Genomic DNA, 16533 nt, shown 5'->3' with positions numbered 1-16533 from the left:
TCCACCATCGCCGGCCGGCTCTGCAACGCGAAGGAGCCGATGACGCTCTTCGGACCGGTCGGGCTGAGCGGTCAGCGCCGGACAGGCAGCAACGCCGCGCCGATCAACCCCGCGTCCGGCCCGAGTTCGGCGCGGCGGAGCGGCGGCGGCCCCGGGCGGGCGGCGGTGAGCGCCGTGTAGGTGCGGGTGAGGGCCGTGGAGACCGGGCCGTCGGTGGTGCCGAGGCCGCCGCCGAGGACGACCGCACTGGGGTCGAGGAGGCGGACCGCGGCGGCGAGGACGGTGCCGAGGGCGCGGCCCGCGGTGTCGAGGACGGCCGCGGCGTCGGGGTCGCCGTCGGCGGCGAGGGCGGTGACTTCGCGGGCGCCGGGGGTGGGAGTGCGGCCCAGGGCGGTGTAGCGGTCGCCGATGCCGCGGCCGGAGGCGAACTGTTCGAGGTTGCCGGCGAAGTCGGGGGCGACCGAGGCGGGGACTTCGAACTCGCCGAGGGCGATGGCTTCGCCGCGGGCGCCGGGCCAGACCGTGCGGTCGACGACGAAGGCCGACGACAGGCCGGTGCCGAGGGAGACGTACAGGAAGTCGCCGAGGTCGCGGCCGGCGCCGTGCGCGGCTTCGCCGAGTGCGCCGCAGCGGACGTCCGAGCCGACGGCGCGGGGGATGTCCTCGAGGCCGGCGGCCTTGAGCGCGGTGTCCAGGGTGTCGAGGGGCTGGTCGTCCCAGGCGAGGACTTCGCGGCTGGTCACCAGGCCGTCGGCGGCGACGTACTCGGGCAGGCCGACGCCGAGGCCGGCGACGTCGAGGCCGCGGGCGGCGGCCTCGGCGAGCAGGTAGGCGATCGCGGCGGTGGTGCCGGCGAGGCCGGGGTCGCGGAGGCGGCCCGCGGTCGCGGTGGGGCTTTCGCGGCGCAGGACGATCGTGCCGTCGGCGGCGACCAGCCCGGCGGCGATCTTGGTGCCGCCGACGTCTATGCCCGCGGTGACGGTCGTGCTGTGCATGGTGGCTCTCCGGGCGGGTGGGTCCGGACCCCGCGGTCCGGCAGGCAGGCGGATCGGGCGGGGGTCAGGCGCCGCGCAGCAGCGTCGCCTCGAAGCGGTACGCGTCGCCGCGGTAGACCGCGCGGCCGAGGAGTACCGGGGTGTCGGTCTGGTCGTGCGTGATCTCGTCGCAGACCAGGACCGGGCTGCCGAGGGGGATGCCCAGCAGGTCGGCTATGCGGTGGTCGGCGGCCTCGGCGTGGGCGGTGTAGGCGCTGCGCATGACGTGTACGCCGCTGTCCTCAAGAAGGGAGAAAAGGGATATATCGGTCAAATCAGATGAGGCGACGGTGTCTTGTGCGCGCGCCAGCACCGTGGTGTCGACGCACACCGGCACGTTTTCGAGCCCGCGAACGCGCACGATCTCCACGACCGGGGAGGCGGGTGCCGCGCGCAGCCGCTGGGCTTCCTCGTAGGTCGCCGACCGCAGTTCGCAGGACAGTACCTGCGCGCTGGCGGTCAGGCCGCGGGCCCGGGCGACCTCGCTGAAGCTCTTGAGCACGCTGGGAGGTTCGCTGACCATGTCGGCGCGGACGAACCAGCCGCGCTGGGCCGACGCGTGGACGCGGCCCTCGGTCTCCAGGATCGCGAGGGCGAGGCGCAGGCTGCTGCGGCTGACCCCGACCCGCTTGGCCAGCGCCCGCTCGCCGGGCAGCTGGCTGCCGGGCATCCAGACGCGCTGGTCCAGCAGTCGGGAAAGCTGCTGGTGGGCGAGCTGCACAGCCGGGCCGGCCGAAGCCAGGGGCGGTGGTCCGGTCTGCGGCCCGGCGGCCTCGGCCGCCGGGCCGCCCGGAACGGGTCCGCCCGACGCCGCGTCGGCGGGTATCGCGGGTGCCGGCACCGCTGCCCCGGGCGCGCGGCTATCGCCGTGCCCCGGCGGGGAGTTCCGGTCGCCTTCCGAGTCCCCCATGCGCCGGCCGAGCGCCTCGTTGGTGGTCATGAGCGGGGACTGTACCAGGCTGACCAATCGTCAGACCAGATGCGAATGTGGTCCAATCTCTGGACTAACTGGTCTGAGGTGGTGCAGGATCACCGAGGCGCCAGGAAGCGGAACATCTGATTCCGGAAATCCCCCCGCCGCCCGCACCCGCGGCGCGGCCCCGGTGGACCGTCCTCCGGAAGAGGCCCGCTTCCCGGCGTCCGCGGCATCCCGCGCGGTGCCGCCACAGCAACGACACCCGCCGCGGCCGGACCGCCCGGGTCGTCCCGTAACGCAGGAGCCGAGGAAGCCTCTATGCCGGTACGTCAGCCCGTCCGTCTCGCCGTCGTCGGCGCCGGGACGATCTCGCAGTCGGTCCACCTGCCGGCCGTGCACCGTCTCGCGGCGCTGTTCGAGCTCGCCGCCGTCTGCGACCTGTCCCCGTCGCGCGCCGCCGCCGTCGCCGCGCGCAACGGCGTGGGGGTCCGCGGCACCAGCGACTACGCCGAGATCCTCGCCGCGCCCGACGTCGACGCCGTCCTGCTGGCCACCCCCGGCACGCACGCCCGCGACGCCCGCGCCGCCCTGGAGGCCGGCAAGCACGTCCTGGCCGAGAAGCCGCTGTGCCTGACCACCGCCGAGGCCGCCGAGCTGGGCGCGCTCGCCGAGTCCAAGGGCCTCGTGCTGCAGGTCGGCTACATGAAGATGTACGACCCGCTCACCGAGGTGGCCGCCGCCGAGCTGGCCGCGCTGGACACCCCGCGTACCGTCCGCGTCACCGTGCTGCACCCGGCGGACGAGCCGCAGGTCGAGCACCTGCGCATGGCGCCGCCCGCCGACGACGCCGACATGTCCGTCGTCGAGGCGGCCATGGCCTACGAAGCGGAGCGCACCGCCGAAGCCCTCGGCGACGTCCCCGCCGAGCTGGCCCGCTACTACCGCGACGTGCTCAACGGCTCGGTCATCCACGAGCTGTCCGTGCTCCGCGCCCTCGGCTTCACGCTTCCGGACACCTTCGAGACCGCCGAGCTATGGCCGTGGCCGGTCGACGGCGAGCCGCCGTGCCTGCTGGCGACGGCCCCGCTCGGCGCGGACGGCGGGGCGCGCCTGGTGCTGAACTGGAACTGGCTGCCCGACCACCCGGACTACGGCGAGGAGATCGCCGTCCTCGCCCGCGACGGGCGGCTGCACCTGGACATGGCCGCGCCGTACCTGACCGACGTGCGCAGCTCGCTGCGCGTCGAGCGGGCCGCGGACGGCGTGCGCCGCGACAGCGTGGTGCGCACCGGCTACGACACCGGTTTCGTCCGCCAGCTCGAGGAATTCGCGTACGCGGTACGCGACGGCGCCCCGGTGCGTTCCGGCGCGGCCGGCGCCGCCGAGGACATCCGCTGCCTGCAGGCCCTGCTCGCCGCCGTCGCGGCCCGCGCGGGCGTGACCGTCGGCGGCGAAGCCGGAGGTGCCGCATGAGCCCCGACCCGAAGCCCGTGGTCGACGCGCGCGCCAACCGGCCCGCGAACCTCCCCGAGGGCATCCGCCTCGGCAACGCCCCCGTCAGCTACGGCGTCTACGGCGAAGCCGCGGGCGGCGACGGCACCTCGCCCGAGGCGCTCCTGAAGTCGATGGCCGAAGCCGGCTACGAAGGCAGCGAACTGGGCCCGCCCGGATTCTTCGGCACCCCCGACGAGACCGCCGCGCTGTTCGCCACGTACGGCCTGGCCCCGGTCGGCGCCTACATCCCCGTGCATTACGCCCTCGGCGACGACGTCGTGGCGTACGACATGGCGCGCATGGAGCAGACCTGCCGCGAACTCGCCGCGTGCGCCGAGAAGTCCGGCGAGGAGCCGCTGGCCATCCTCGCCGACGAGGGCAGCGAGGCACTGCTGCACAACCCGGCCCGGCCGTGGGACGACCGCTCCCTCGCGCTCGACCCGGCCGGGTGGGACCGGCTCGCCGAACTCTCGGCCAAGGCCGTGGAGTTGGCGCGCCGCTACGGGCTGCGCCCGTCGTTCCACCCGCACATCAGCACCTTCATCGAGTCCCCGTGGGAGGTCGACCGCCTCCTCGAACTCACCGAAGTCGGGATCACCCTCGACATCGCCCACCTCCAGCTCGCCGGCGGCGACCCCGTCGCGTGCCTGGACAAGTGGCGCGACCGCATCAACCACGTGCACGTCAAGGACGTCGACACCGGCGTCCTGACCCGCGCGAAGGCCGCCGGACGCACCGACTTCGACGAGTGGTGGGCGGACGTGTGCGTGCCGTTCGGCCGCGGCGACGTCGACATCGACGCGTTCCTCGCCGACCTTCTGCGCGGCGGGTACCGGGGCTGGCTGCTGGTCGAACAGGACCGCGCCCCGACACCCGCCGACGAATACCCCGCGGTCGCCGCCGAGCAGGCCGCGAACCTCGCCTGGCTGGCGGACAAGGTCGCCGCCCACGCCTGACCCTCCCTCCCGGAGCCCGCCTCCGGAACAGTCTCCGAACGGAGCAACGACCATGAAGAAGCTGCGCTTGACCGGGGCCGCGGGGGTCGCCCTGGCCGGCCTGCTGGTGGCCGGCTGCGGCGTCCCCGGCGCCGGGACCACCGCGTCCTCCGGGTTCGACGGCCCGCGCATCACCGAGCGGGTCACCCCCGAGGACGTCGCCAAGCTCGGCGACACCACCCTCCGCGTGCTGGCCGACGCCGGCGAGGAGGACACCCTCAACGCCCTCGTGCCGCTGTACGAGAAGAAGTACCCGAACGTGAAGGTCAAGGTCACCACCAAGGGCTTCGACGACCTGATGAAGACGGTCGTCAACACCCTGTCCGGCGACGACGCCCCCGACCTCGCGCAGGGCAACCAGGGCTACGGCACCGACGGCCCGCTCGTCAAAGCCGGGCTGATCCGGCCGCTCGACGACGTGCTGCGCACGTACGGGTGGGAGAACTTCCTGACCGACGGCACGCTCAAGCAGTGGCGCTGGTCGGCCGGCGGCACGATCTTCGGCGCGGGCAGCCTGTACGGCATATCCCCGGTCACCGAGTACGTCGGCGTCTTCTACAACACCGACAAGCTCGCCAAGCTCGGCATCGAGCCGCCCAAGACCTACGCGGAGTTCACCGCCGCGCTGGACAAGGCCAAGGCGGCCGGCGAACAGCCCCTCATGCTCGGCAACGCCGAGAAGTACCCGGCGAGCCAGGTCATCGGCCTCGTCCAGGCGCAGAACACCCCCAGCCGCGACATCCGCAGCTGGCTGGCCGGGGTGCCCGGCTCGGCGATCACCGACGCCGGCACCGTCGACGCCGCCCGGACCGTGCAGGACTGGGCGGGGCGCGGTTACTTCGGACCCGGCTACAACGGCATCAGCGCCGACGACGCGGCCGCCAAGTTCGCCCAGGGCCAAGGCGTCTTCTACGTCGCCGGGTCCTGGAACGCGCCGAGCCTGCAGGAGAGCATGAACGGCCGCGTCGGCTTCACCCTGCCCACCCGCCCGGACGGCACCCGCGCCACGGTCGGCTCGATGGGCCTGGGCTGGCACATCGGCACCAAGACGAAGAACCTGACCGCCTCGGTCGCGTTCCTCGACATGCTGATGAGCGACGAGTTCGCGCAGAACCTCACCGACGTCGGCCGCACCCCGGTCACCGGACACGGCACCGTCAAGGCGGCCAGCCCGGTCGTCGAGCAGGTCAACGGCATCGGCACCAAACTGCTCGCGGACGACGGCCAGAACTTCTACCTGGACTGGGCGTCGACCACGATGTACGACACGGTCGGCGCGAAGACCCAGGACCTGCTGGACCGGCGCACCAGCCCGGAAGGCTTCGCCAACGGGCTCCAGGACGACTGGAAGGCGTTCCAGCAGAAGCAGCGCGAGGACGCCGCCGCCGGGGCCGGATCATGACCGCGGTCACCGAGGCCCGCACCGGCGCCTCCAGCCCGGAGGCGGAGGTGCCGGCCCGGCCCCGCAAGGGCGCGGTCGCCGCGTGGGCCTCGCGGCAGTACTGGCCCGCCTACCTCTACCTGCTGCCCGGCGCCGTGTTCTACGTGCTGTTCGTGCTGGGGCCGCTCGGCCAGACCGCGTGGATCTCGCTGTTCCGCTGGGACGGCCTCACCGAGGGCCGCTGGGCGGGGCTCGACAACTACCGCGACCTGTTCCACGACGGACGTATCCCGTCCGCGCTGGCGCACTCGCTCGTGTTCGTCGTCGCGTACGCGTTCCTGCCCGTCGCGCTCGGACTGGTGCTCGCGGGGCTGATGTCCCGCATCAAGGTGCGCGGCCTGACGTTCTTCCGCGCGGTGCTGTTCCTGCCGCAGATCCTCGCCACCGTCGTCGTCGCCGTGTCGTGGCGCTGGATCTACGACATCGACGGCCCGCTCAACGCGGCGCTGCGCGCGGTCGGCCTCGGCGGCCTCACCCGGGCCTGGCTCGGCGACTACGACACGGCGCTGCCCGCCGTGGCCGTGGTCGGCACGTGGGTCATGTACGGCCTGTGCATGGTCCTGTTCCTGGCCGGCGTGCAGAAGATCCCCACCGAGCGGTACGAGGCGGCCCGCCTCGACGGCGCCGGCCCGATCCGCGAGTTCTTCGCGGTGACGCTGCCCGCCCTGCGCGGCGAGATCGCCATCGCGCTGGTGCTCACCATCACGTACGCGCTGCGCAACTTCGACCTCGTCTGGAACACCACCGCGGGCGGCCCCGGCACGTCGACGACGGTGCCCAGCGTGTTCATCTACCAGGGCGCGTTCATCACGCGCGAGGTCGGCGGCGCCGCCGCGATCAGCGTGTGCCTGACCGCCGTCGTCCTCGTGGTGACCGGCGTCGTCATGCGCCTCGTCCGCGGAAAGGAGGACTGAGCCGTGCCCACCAACCGCCGTCACACCGTCATCGGTCACGCGATCCTCGTCATCGCGGCGATCGTCGCGCTCTACCCCTTCGTGTCCGTGCTGCTGCTGGCGTTCAGCGAACCGGGCACCAAGCGCAGCGGGTTCACCATCCCCAAGTCGCTCAGCTTCGACAACTTCAGCGAGGCGTGGCACCGCGGGCTGTTCTCGCACGCGCTCACGTCCAGCCTGATCGTCGCGGTCGCCGTCGTGGTGGGCACGATCGTGCTGGCCACGCTCGCCGGATACGCCTTCGCGTTCTTCCCGTTCCCGTTCAAGGGGCTGTTCCTGCTGCTGCTGTTGGTGGGGCTGGTCATGCCGTACGAGGCGACCGTCATCCCGCTGTACTACCAGCTCAAGGACTGGCACCTGACCAACACGTACTGGGCGCTGATCCTGCCGCAGATCGGGCTGTCGCTGCCGTTCGCGGTGTTCTGGATGCGCACCTTCTTCGTGTCGACGCCGACCGCGCTGCGCGAAGCCGCCTCGGTGGACGGCGCCTCGAAGTTCCGCGTGCTGCGCTCGATCCTGCTGCCGATGGCGGTCCCGGCGATCGGAACCCTGGCCACGCTGCTGTTCCTGTTCGCGTGGAACGAGTTCCTGCTCGCACTCGTCCTGGTGCCGGACAACCCCGACGTGCAGACCGCCCCGCTGTCCCTGTCCTTCTTCGCGGGCAACCGCCGGAACAGCGACCCGGGTGTCACCGCGGCCGCCGCGGTCCTGGTCGCCCTGCCGATCCTCATCAGCTACATCGCTCTCCAGCGCCGCATGATCAGCGGCATGCTCGCGGGCGCCGTCAAGGAGTAAGCACCATGCCAGCCTCCCTTCGCCCGCGCGTCTTCGCCGGCCCCGCCGACCTCGGCCGGGCGCTCGCCGAGGAGATCGCGGACGGAATCGCCAAGGCCGCGGCCGCCGGACACCGCTACGTGCTCGGCTGCCCGGGCGGCCGCAGCCCCAAGCCGGTCTACGACGCGCTCGCCGCGCTGACCGCCGAACGCCGCCTCGACCTGCGGCACGTGGTGATCGCCATGATGGACGAGTACGTGCTGCCGGTCGGCGACGGCTCGTCCGGCGTGTTCGTCGACGTCGACCACACCGCGCACAACTCGTGCCACCGCTTCGCCGCCGACGAGATCGTCGGCCCGCTGAACGCGGCCGTCGGCGAAGGCCGCGGCATCCCCGCGGCCTCGGTGTGGTTCCCCGACCCGGCCGACCCGGCGGCGTACGAGGCGCGGCTCGCGGAGAGCGGCATCGACCTGTTCATCCTCGCCTCCGGCGCGTCCGACGGGCACATCGCCTTCAACCCGCCCGGAGCGGCCGCCGACAGCATCAGCCGCGTGGTCGCACTCGCGGACACCACGCGCGAGGACAACCTGGGGACTTTCCCGGACTTCGCCTCGATCGACGAGGTGCCCCGGCACGGTGTGACGGTCGGCGTGGCCACGATCGTCCGGCACTCGCGGCGCGCGGTCATGGTCGTGCACGGCGCGCACAAGCGCGAGGCCGTGCGGCGCCTGGCGGCCGCGGGCGGCTACGACCCGGCATGGCCGGCGACGCTCGTCGCCGAATGCCGCGAGCCGGACCTGTACGTGGACGCGGCCGCGGCCGACGGGGAAACGGCGTGACCGCGCCCCGGTTCGACCTGGTCACGCTCGGCCGGGTCGGTGTCGACCTCTACCCCGAGCAGGTGGGCGTCGGGCTCGCCGAGGTGCGGACGTTCGCCAAGTACCTGGGCGGCAGCGCCACGAACGTCGCGGTGGCGGCGGCCCGGCACGGGCTGCGTTCCGCGGTGACCACCGGCGTCGGCGACGACCCGCTCGGCGGGTTCGTCCGCGCGGCGCTGCGCGGCTTCGGCGTCGACGACCGCTTCGTCGTGACGGTGCCGGGCGCGCAGACGCCGGTGGTGCTGTGCGAGATCTTCCCGCCGGACGACTTCCCGCTGTACTTCTACCGGCCCGACGCGCCGGACATGCGGATCCGGGCCGACGACCTGGACGCGGAAGCGCTGCGTGCCGCGCGCGTCGTGTGGGTGACCGGCAGCGGCCTGTCCGCCGAGCCGTCCCGGACCGCCACCCTCGCGGCGATCGCCGACCGGCCGCGCGACGAGGCCGGCAACGAGACCGTGTTCGACCTCGACTGGCGGCCGATGTTCTGGGCCCGCCCGGAGGACGCACCCGCCTGGTACGCCCGCGCCCTGACGCACGCGACCGTGGCCGTCGGCAACCGCGACGAGGTCGAGGTCGCCGTCGGCACCCGCGACCCGGACGAGGCCGCCGACCGGCTGCTCGCCCGTGGCCTGCGCCTGGCCGTGGTCAAGCAGGGCCCGCACGGTGTCCTCGCGCGCACCCCGTCCGAGGAAGTCCGGCTGCCGCCCATGCCCGTGGACGTCGTCAACGGCCTCGGCGCGGGCGACGCGTTCGGCGGCGCGCTGGTGTCCGGCCTGGTGGCCGGACTGCCGCTCGCCCGGACGCTGGAACTCGCCAACGCCGCGGGCGCCTTGGTCGCCTCCCGGCACTCCTGCGCGGACGCGATGCCGACGACCGGCGAACTCGACGAGTTCATCCGCACCGGCGCGGCCCCGCCCGAGGCACCTGCCGACCGGCCTGCTCAGGCGGCACCTGTTCCTGCGGCACCTGTTCTTACGGCACCTGTCCGTGCGGCGTCGGCCGGTATCCCGGCTGCCGCCGACTCCCGTACCGACAACGGAGGATCCCGTTGAGCACCGAGACCAGCAACGCCATCGCTTCCGTGGTCCGCACCCGGCTGACCGACCCGGCGGCGATCCGCCGGACGGCGGACGCCCGGCCCCGGTTCGCGCGCGAGGGCTTCGCCCGGCCGCTGTTCATCCTCGCCGCGGACCACCCGGCGCGCGGCGCTGTCGCCGCGGGCGGCAACCCGACCGCGATGGGCGACCGGCACGAACTCCTCGCCCGCTGCGCCGAGGCCCTCGCCCGGCCCGGCGTCGACGGCTTCCTCGGCACCCCGGACATCGTCGAAGACCTCATGCTGATGGGGGCGTTGGACGGCAAGCTGGTCCTCGGGTCGATGAACCGCGGCGGCATTCCGGGTGCGACGTTCGAACTCGACGACCGCTTCACCGGCTACGACGCGCGCGGCATCGCCGAGGGCGGCCTGGACGGCGGCAAGGTCCTGCTGCGCGTCGACCCCGCCGAACAGGGCACCGCCGAGACGCTCCTCGGCACCGCGAACGCGGTCAACGACCTCGCCGAGCGCGAACTCCTGGCACTGATCGAGCCGTTCAAGTCGGTGCGGGAGAACGGCAAGGTCCGCAACATCCTCACCGCGGACGCGCAGATCTGGGTCAACAACATCGCCGCGGGCCTCGGCCGCACCTCGGCGTACACCTGGCTCAAGGTGCCGGTCGTGGACGAGATGGAGCGCATGATGGCCTCCACCACCATGCCGACGCTGCTGCTCGGCGGCGAGGGCGGCGGCGACGTGGACGCGATGTACGCGTCGTGGCAGAAGGCGCTGGAGATCGAGCACGTGCGCGGCCTGATCATCGGCCGCACGATGCTGTTCCCGCACGACGGCGACGTCGCCAAGGCCGTCGACACCGCGGTGTCGCTGCTGGGGCGGGACGACGCATGAGCCTGCACCTGCGCTACGGCGCCACGGGGTCGGACGGCTTCACGGTGGAGGTGACGCCGGAGGCCGCGGGCTGGGCGTACAGCTCGCTGCGGGTGCTGGAGCTGGCCCCGGGCGGGTCGGCGACGTTCGGGACCGGGGACAGCGAGGCGATCGTGCTGCCGCTGTCCGGCGCGTGCTCGGTGGCGGTCGACGGCAAGGCCTTCGAACTGGCCGGTCGTGCCGACGTGTTCGCGCGGGTGACGGACTTCGCGTACGTGCCGCGCGATGCCGAGGTGACCGTCACGTCCGAGGCCGGCGGCCGGTTCGCGCTGCCCGCCGCCCGATGCGACCGGCGCCTGGAAGCCGCTTACGGGGCCGCGGAGGACGTATCCGTGGAGATCCGCGGCGCCGGCAGCGCGACCCGCCAGGTGAACAACTTCGCTTCGCCCGACGGCTTTCCCTGCGACCGGCTGGTCGCGGTGGAGGTCCTGACGCCGGACGGCAACTGGTCGTCCTACCCGCCGCACAAGCACGACGAGGCACGCGACGGCGAAGCCGTTCTCGAGGAGATCTACTACTTCGAGATCGGCGGCAGCCCCGCGGCCGCCCCCGGCTTCGGCTACCAGCGCGTCTACGGCTCCGGTACCGACGCGCTGGCGGAGGTCCGGCAGGGCGACGTCGTCCTGGTGCCGCGCGGCTACCACGGGCCGTCGATGGCCGCCCCCGGCTACCCGATGTACTACCTCAACGTGCTCGCCGGGCCGCACGCCGAGCGGACCATGGCCTGCTGCGACGACCCCGACCACCACTGGGTGCGGGAGTCGTGGGAGTCCCAGGAGACCGACGCGCGAGTGCCGATCTGCGACGCGTGGGGTGCGCGGTGAGCCGCGGCACGCGGCGGCTGACGACCGCCCAGGCGCTCGTGGCCTTCCTCGCCCGGCAGTACACCGAGCGCGACGGCGTCCGGCAGCGGCTGATCGAGGGCTGCTTCGGGATCTTCGGGCACGGCAACGTGGCCGGGATCGGGCAGGCACTGCTCCAGCAGCCGGGCGATCTGGCGTACCACCAGTCGCGCAACGAACAAGCGATGGTGCACGCCGCCGTCGCGTACGCCCGCACCAAGCGCCGGCTCTCGACGCTGGCGTGCACGACGTCGGTGGGCCCGGGCGCCACCAACATGGTCACCGGCGCGGCGCTGGCGACCGTCAACCGGCTGCCGGTCCTGCTGCTCCCGGGCGACACGTTCGCCACCCGGGCAGCCTCACCGGTCCTGCAGGAACTCGAACTCCCCTACGCCGCCGACATCTCCGTCAACGACGTCTTCCGCCCCGTATCGCGGTTCTTCGACCGCGTCTGGCGGCCGGAGCAGTTGCTGTCGTCGGCGACGCAGGCGATGCGCGCCCTCACCGACCAGGCCGAGACCGGCGCCGTCACGCTGGCGCTGCCGCAGGACGTCCAGGCCGAAGCATGGGACTTCCCCGAGGAGTTCTTCGCGGATCGGGTGTGGCATATCCGCCGTCCGGCACCGGACGACGCGTCCCTGGGCGCGGCGCTGCGGCTGCTGCGGGGCGCCGCGCGTCCGCTGATCGTGGCGGGCGGCGGGGTCGTGCACTCCGACGCGTCGGACGCGCTGGCCGTGTTCACGGCCCGCACCGGCATCCCGGTCGCGGTCACCCAGGCGGGCAAGGCGGCGCTCCCGCACGGCCACCCGGCCGCGGTCGGAGCGGTCGGCCACACCGGCACGACCGCCGCGAACGCGCTGGCCCGCGACGCGGACGTGGTCATCGGCATCGGCACGCGCTGGCAGGACTTCACCACCGCGTCGCGCACCCTGTTCGCCGACCCCGAGGTACGGTTCGTCAACATCAACATCGCCGCCTTCGACGCCGCCAAGCAAGCCGGCGTCTCGGTGGTCGCCGACGCGCGTGCCGCGATCGAGGCCTTCGACCGGGAACTCGCCGATTGGCAGGTCCCACACGTACACCGTTCGCGAGCCGCCGAACTCGCCGCGGGCTGGGACCGGGTCGCCCAGGCCGCCGTCGACCGCGCGCACACGCCCCTGCCCAGCCAGAGCGAAATCGTCGGCGCGGCCAACGCGCTGATGGGCCCGCGCGACGTGGTCGTGGGCGCGGCGGGATCGCTTCCCGGCGACCTGCACAAGCTGTGGCGCCCGGCCGACCCGCTGGGCTACCACGTCGAGTACGGATTCTCGTGCATGGGCTACGAGGTCGCGGGCGGCCTCGGCGTCAAGATGGCCGCACCGGACCGCGAGGTCGTGGTGATGGTCGGCGACGGCTCCTACCTGATGATGGCGCAGGAGATCGCGACCGCGGTCGCCGACGGCATCAAACTGGTGATCGTGCTCGTCGAGAACCACGGCTACGCCTCGATCGGCGCCCTGTCCGAATCCCTCGGCTCCGCGCGCTTCGGCACCAACTACCGCTATCGCGACGCCGAAACCGACCGCCACGAAGGCGGCATGCTTCCGGTCGACCTGGCGGCGAACGCCGCCAGCCTCGGCGCCCGCGTCCTGCGGGCGACGACCCTGCCCGAGTTCCGCTCGGCCTTCGCCGAGGCCCTGGCCTCGACGGAAACGACGGTGGTCCACGTCGAGACGGACCCGGGCGTGCCGTCGCCGTCGTCGGACGCATGGTGGGACGTCCCGGTGGCGGAGGTGTCGGAGCTGGAGTCGACGCGGGCGGCGCGGGTGACTTACGAGGAGGCCAAGCGGGGGCAGCGGCCGCTTTTGTGAGGGGGCTGGGCGGGGGTGTGGGGGCTCTGCGGGGGCTGTGAGGGGCGGTGCCCGGTCGGTTGTGAGGGTGATCGACCGGGCGCACGGCCCAGGGTGTTGCCGAGATCAGGGGGCGTGTGCCGGAAGCACGGTGAGCGTTCCGTCGCTGTGCTTTTCGATCTCGATGACGACGTCGGCGGTTGCGTTGCCCGCGGCGATTGCGTCCCCGAGGGCGCGGAGCCGGTAGGAGGCTTCGAGAAGGCCGTCGACCTGCTTTCGGGTCATGAGCTTGTCGATCATCCTTTTCGGAGACCGCAGTTCGAGGGCCGACAGCCGCAGCAGAACGTTGCCGATGCGCGCTTCCAGATCGTCGATCCGCTGCTGGTCGGTCTTTAGGCTCCGAACAAAATTCTCGAACGGGTTGTCCGGGTCGTTTTGCCCCGCCTCCACGCCCTGCAGGACGACGACTCGACGCTTCAGCGCGATGGCGAGAGCCGCCAGTTCGAGATGCGTACGGAACTCGCCGCCGTCTTCGGTGATGCCGGGGAACGCGGCCTCGAGGTCGGCGAGATCGACAGGGTCGTCGCCGATGGCGGCGAGGGCGTTCTCCCACTTCACCACTCGGCGGGCGGCATTCTCCGTGGCGATGCTGATCGCGTGCACGGCGGAGTCGAGACCGAGCGACGCACCGACCTTTCCGCGGTCCAGCAAAAGCCCGGTGGCCTTGTCGATGGCATCGCGGCAGCCGTCGAGATCGTTGCGCTCCTGCGCCAACTTCTCGTCGTGCAGCTTCTCCAGCAACTCGGCTATGTGCGCGATGGCCTTCTGCCGCTGCTGGTCGGCGTAGGCGCTTACGCCGACGGCCACGGCCATCAGGACCAGGGGCGCGGCAACGGTCATCGCCACGCCTGCGGCGGCCGTGCCGGCGGCGGCCCCGCCCGCGGCACCGGCGGCCGCCGTTTCGACGGGAACGAAGACGGCACCGGCGACGATCTTCTTGGTCGCTGCATCGATCACGGGGCTGCGCAGGGCGTTCGTTGTTCCTTGGGCCACCATCGGCTTCACGAGGCCCTTGCCGACCTGCGCGGCAACCTTCGCCGGCACCACCATGCGGTAGAGCACCTCACCGGACTTCGCGACGTTCGCGACCGCGGGCACGGCGTTCGCTTGGGCCGCCACCAGCCGCGAAAGCTCCTGCGCGAGCGGGCTCAACGCGTCCAGCGGCAGGCCCCCCGCCCGGTCGCGCTGCTTCGGCAGCGGATGAGCCTCCAGCGTCACCAGCGGGGCCGACGAGAACGCGGCCAGCGCGGTACGCAGTTCGGTCAAGCGGTCGGGTGTGAGCGCGCTTCCGTCGGCCACCGCCGGAAGGGTGGGGTCATCGGACGTGGCCAGCGTCCACACAGGCACAGCCGAAGGCTCTTCGACGCTCATGCATCTCCCTTGGTGATGAGCCAAACGATAGGCTGGCAGCAGTAGTTGCGTCGCGGCCCTCCGGAACCCACGCCGTGGCATGCATGCTCCGTCACCCGAGAGACGTCAACGTACGACTTCGGTCCCGCAGGCGGCCCAGATGTTGGTTGATGTCCTCGAAGAGGTGCGTGAGAGCGTCGACGGACGAGGTGGGAGCGGAGCCGTCGTCGGGGCCGTCGGGGAGTCGGTCCCAGGGCACCGGGGGAGCGGAGTCGGCGTCGTCGATCCAGGCCAACAGTTCCGCGTCGTCAGGGAGTTCGTCGGGCCCGATCATTTCGTACATCAGCGTGCTGCCGGCGATGCCGATGGCCTTGCAGAGCGCGTTCACCTGGTCGCCGAGTCGGGGAGCGCCGGCCGCGGCCAGGTTTTCCACGACCCGGAGCACGGCGAGCGTGGTCGGACGGTGGTCCATGATGTCCAGGCGCAGGGCGGTATTGAGGAAGTCCTGGTGGGCGCAGGCCGCCTCGACGGGCGCGTAGTCGGCGCCGTCTCGGCACATCTCGGCCGCCCACCAGAGCCTTGCGAACGCCTGCACCGAGGTGCCACCGACGAATCGGGAAGCCTGGACCGCGGGAGTCCGTCGGCTGTTCTCACCGCTCGTCGGGAGGTGTCGCCACAGGACGTAGTCGGGAGCGACGACCATGGCGAGGTACGCCCACAGATCCTTGTCGGCAGCTTCACTCCTGGTCAGCCGCAGGGTCGCGTGCAAGCGCGGCGCGAGCCAGGCATCGGCGGCGGCACGGTCGCCCGCGAAGCGGGTCGTGGCCTGCTCCGTAAGCTCCCGGATCGGAGTGGTGTTCCACCGCGCCGAGGGGTCGGCGATCACGGTCGCGGCGCGGAGCAGAGCGACTTGAGCAGGCGGTTCGGAGCCGGACAGCACGGCCTGGTCGAGGTGACGGGTGGCCACCCCAACCGGCAGTAGGGCGAGGCGATCCCGGGTGGCGTGTTCGAACTTCACCGGTGGTCTCCCTGGGGCGGGCGGGCGGTGAGACGCAGTGTCGCGGCGAGCTGTTTGGGCAGCTGGGCGCGCAGCGCGGCCGCGTACTGGATGCGGGACTGCAGCTCGGTCCAGCCGTAGCCCTCCTCGCGTCGCGCCCGCAATTCGACTATCGCGTCCGCGGGGGAGAGCCCGGGCAGGACGTCCGGCAGCATTGCTTCGAGGACGGACTCGCGCCAACCGCCGGGCATCCGCGGCCGACCTTCCTCGTCGGAGTCGATGTCGCTCACGGCTGAGTGGAACATCGTTTCCCACACGTCGCTGACGATCTGGGCGTTGAGGAGAGCGGCGGTGGCCCTCTCGACGGTGCCGCTACCCCGCAGGAGAGCGGTCAGCCCCTCGACTCCCCGGTTCAGGTAGACGGTGGGTAGGTCACCGGAGACATCGACCATCCAGGGTGCGTCCTTGAGCCGACGCAGCCAGACGTAAGGGCCATCGCGGAAATCGGTCTCGACGATGCGGATTTCCTTGTCGCGGACGGGGATTTCGGCGCGGAGATCGATCACCCAGTCGGTTTCGCTCCACCCGACGATGCGCCCTCGTACGCCGTCCACCGCCGCTACGACGCGAATGCCGAGGGTGGCACGGGATCGATGTCGCGATCGGCGCAGTCGTACGGCGCCTTGCCAGGTTCCGGAAGCGCGGTCTCGGGCCAGTCGTTGGACGGTTCTGGTGTTGGTCGACGGCTCTTCCAGGACGGCCACGCAGGCGAGTTCGGACCAGGGGCCGTAAGCGATCTCCTCTTCCGGAAGCACCGCCCGGACGTCGCACACCGCCTCTTGCCAGCCGTCACGGTCGGCGTCGAGGGCTACGGTGCGCAGCGAGGGCGAGATCTTGGCGTAATCGAGGGGACGACCGTCGACCCGGACACGAGTGATCTCGGCCTCGACCTGCCCACTCAATATGGCGTAGGGGTAGACCAT

The 16533-nt window shown here is 72.3% G+C and carries 15 protein-coding genes; 10 read left to right on the top strand and 5 right to left on the bottom strand.

Annotation, left to right across the window (positions count from 1 at the left end; all coding sequences use genetic code 11):
* Window positions 1–71: 71 nt before the first annotated feature.
* Together ABEA93_RS09005 and ABEA93_RS09000 are read right to left on the bottom strand one after the other, a co-directional pair.
* Entirely contained in the window at window positions 72–995 is a 924-nt protein-coding gene (locus tag ABEA93_RS09005; RefSeq protein WP_345674829.1) for an ROK family protein, read from the bottom strand.
* Between the two features lie 64 nt (window positions 996–1059).
* Entirely contained in the window at window positions 1060–1974 is a 915-nt protein-coding gene (locus ABEA93_RS09000) for a GntR family transcriptional regulator (RefSeq protein WP_345674828.1), read from the bottom strand.
* A 294-nt stretch (window positions 1975–2268) separates the two neighbouring features.
* Between ABEA93_RS09000 and ABEA93_RS08995 the strand changes: the two genes are divergently transcribed.
* Genes ABEA93_RS08995 through iolD form a run of 10 tightly spaced genes read left to right on the top strand, consistent with a single transcriptional unit; the run spans window position 2269 to window position 13164 of the window.
* Complete coding sequence (locus ABEA93_RS08995; protein WP_345674827.1) at window positions 2269–3423, top strand: Gfo/Idh/MocA family protein; 1155 nt, start codon at window positions 2269–2271, stop codon at window positions 3421–3423.
* Complete coding sequence (locus tag ABEA93_RS08990) at window positions 3420–4400, top strand: sugar phosphate isomerase/epimerase family protein (RefSeq protein ID WP_345674826.1); 981 nt, start codon at window positions 3420–3422, stop codon at window positions 4398–4400. Before ABEA93_RS08995 ends, ABEA93_RS08990 begins: the two co-directional genes overlap by 4 nt.
* 52 nt (window positions 4401–4452) lie before the next feature.
* Window positions 4453–5841 carry an ABC transporter substrate-binding protein gene (locus ABEA93_RS08985; protein WP_345674825.1) on the top strand — a complete coding sequence of 463 codons (1389 nt, stop codon included), beginning with the start codon at window positions 4453–4455 and terminating at the stop codon, window positions 5839–5841.
* Entirely contained in the window at window positions 5838–6794 is a 957-nt protein-coding gene (locus ABEA93_RS08980; RefSeq protein WP_345674824.1) for a carbohydrate ABC transporter permease, read from the top strand. The genes ABEA93_RS08985 and ABEA93_RS08980 overlap by 4 nt, the downstream gene beginning before the upstream one ends.
* A 3-nt stretch (window positions 6795–6797) precedes the next feature.
* Window positions 6798–7628 carry a carbohydrate ABC transporter permease gene (locus tag ABEA93_RS08975; protein WP_345674823.1) on the top strand — a complete coding sequence of 277 codons (831 nt, stop codon included), beginning with the start codon at window positions 6798–6800 and terminating at the stop codon, window positions 7626–7628.
* Window positions 7629–7633: 5 nt separating this feature from the next.
* Window positions 7634–8446, top strand: a complete 813-nt coding sequence (locus ABEA93_RS08970) for a 6-phosphogluconolactonase (RefSeq protein WP_345674822.1) — start codon at window positions 7634–7636, stop codon at window positions 8444–8446.
* Window positions 8389–9540, top strand: a complete 1152-nt coding sequence (gene iolC / locus ABEA93_RS08965) for a 5-dehydro-2-deoxygluconokinase (RefSeq protein WP_425584877.1) — start codon at window positions 8389–8391, stop codon at window positions 9538–9540. The genes ABEA93_RS08970 and iolC overlap by 58 nt, the downstream gene beginning before the upstream one ends.
* Complete coding sequence (locus tag ABEA93_RS08960) at window positions 9537–10433, top strand: Cgl0159 family (beta/alpha)8-fold protein (RefSeq protein ID WP_345674820.1); 897 nt, start codon at window positions 9537–9539, stop codon at window positions 10431–10433. Before iolC ends, ABEA93_RS08960 begins: the two co-directional genes overlap by 4 nt.
* Window positions 10430–11296: a 5-deoxy-glucuronate isomerase gene (gene iolB, locus ABEA93_RS08955; protein ID WP_345674819.1), complete on the top strand. Its 867-nt coding sequence runs from the start codon at window positions 10430–10432 to the stop codon at window positions 11294–11296. The genes ABEA93_RS08960 and iolB overlap by 4 nt, the downstream gene beginning before the upstream one ends.
* Window positions 11293–13164, top strand: coding sequence for a 3D-(3,5/4)-trihydroxycyclohexane-1,2-dione acylhydrolase (decyclizing) (gene iolD / locus ABEA93_RS08950; RefSeq protein ID WP_345674818.1), 1872 nt, complete (start codon window positions 11293–11295; stop codon window positions 13162–13164). Before iolB ends, iolD begins: the two co-directional genes overlap by 4 nt.
* A 105-nt stretch (window positions 13165–13269) precedes the next feature.
* Here the strand turns inward: iolD and ABEA93_RS08945 are convergent, their stop codons facing one another.
* The 3 genes from ABEA93_RS08945 to ABEA93_RS08935 form a co-directional block, all read right to left on the bottom strand.
* Window positions 13270–14574: a hypothetical protein gene (locus ABEA93_RS08945; protein ID WP_345674817.1), complete on the bottom strand. Its 1305-nt coding sequence runs from the start codon at window positions 14572–14574 to the stop codon at window positions 13270–13272.
* A gap of 91 nt (window positions 14575–14665) precedes the next feature.
* Entirely contained in the window at window positions 14666–15571 is a 906-nt protein-coding gene (locus tag ABEA93_RS08940; protein WP_345674816.1) for a DUF6339 family protein, read from the bottom strand.
* Window positions 15568–16533, bottom strand: a complete 966-nt coding sequence (locus ABEA93_RS08935) for a hypothetical protein (protein ID WP_345674815.1) — start codon at window positions 16531–16533, stop codon at window positions 15568–15570. Before ABEA93_RS08935 ends, ABEA93_RS08940 begins: the two co-directional genes overlap by 4 nt.

Source organism: Yinghuangia aomiensis (genome assembly GCF_039542225.1).
GTDB classification, from domain to species: Bacteria; Actinomycetota; Actinomycetes; order Streptomycetales; family Streptomycetaceae; genus Yinghuangia; species Yinghuangia aomiensis.
This window is presented reverse-complemented; position numbering and strand designations above follow the sequence as displayed.

What these genes read in the sequence shown, in the direction of transcription:
- ABEA93_RS08970 (WP_345674822.1), top strand. Translation starts at nt 7,634, where the DNA reads ATGCCAGCCTCCCTTCGCCCGCGCGTCTTCGCCGGCCCCGCCGACCTC.
- iolC (WP_425584877.1), top strand. Translation starts at nt 8,389, where the DNA reads ATGCCGCGAGCCGGACCTGTACGTGGACGCGGCCGCGGCCGACGGGGA.
- ABEA93_RS08990 (WP_345674826.1), top strand. Translation starts at nt 3,420, where the DNA reads ATGAGCCCCGACCCGAAGCCCGTGGTCGACGCGCGCGCCAACCGGCCC.
- iolB (WP_345674819.1), top strand. Translation starts at nt 10,430, where the DNA reads ATGAGCCTGCACCTGCGCTACGGCGCCACGGGGTCGGACGGCTTCACG.
- ABEA93_RS08985 (WP_345674825.1), top strand. Translation starts at nt 4,453, where the DNA reads ATGAAGAAGCTGCGCTTGACCGGGGCCGCGGGGGTCGCCCTGGCCGGC.
- ABEA93_RS09005 (WP_345674829.1), bottom strand. Translation starts at nt 995, where the DNA reads ATGCACAGCACGACCGTCACCGCGGGCATAGACGTCGGCGGCACCAAG.
- ABEA93_RS09000 (WP_345674828.1), bottom strand. Translation starts at nt 1,974, where the DNA reads ATGACCACCAACGAGGCGCTCGGCCGGCGCATGGGGGACTCGGAAGGC.
- ABEA93_RS08945 (WP_345674817.1), bottom strand. Translation starts at nt 14,574, where the DNA reads ATGAGCGTCGAAGAGCCTTCGGCTGTGCCTGTGTGGACGCTGGCCACG.
- ABEA93_RS08935 (WP_345674815.1), bottom strand. Translation starts at nt 16,533, where the DNA reads ATGGTCTACCCCTACGCCATATTGAGTGGGCAGGTCGAGGCCGAGATC.
- ABEA93_RS08995 (WP_345674827.1), top strand. Translation starts at nt 2,269, where the DNA reads ATGCCGGTACGTCAGCCCGTCCGTCTCGCCGTCGTCGGCGCCGGGACG.
- ABEA93_RS08980 (WP_345674824.1), top strand. Translation starts at nt 5,838, where the DNA reads ATGACCGCGGTCACCGAGGCCCGCACCGGCGCCTCCAGCCCGGAGGCG.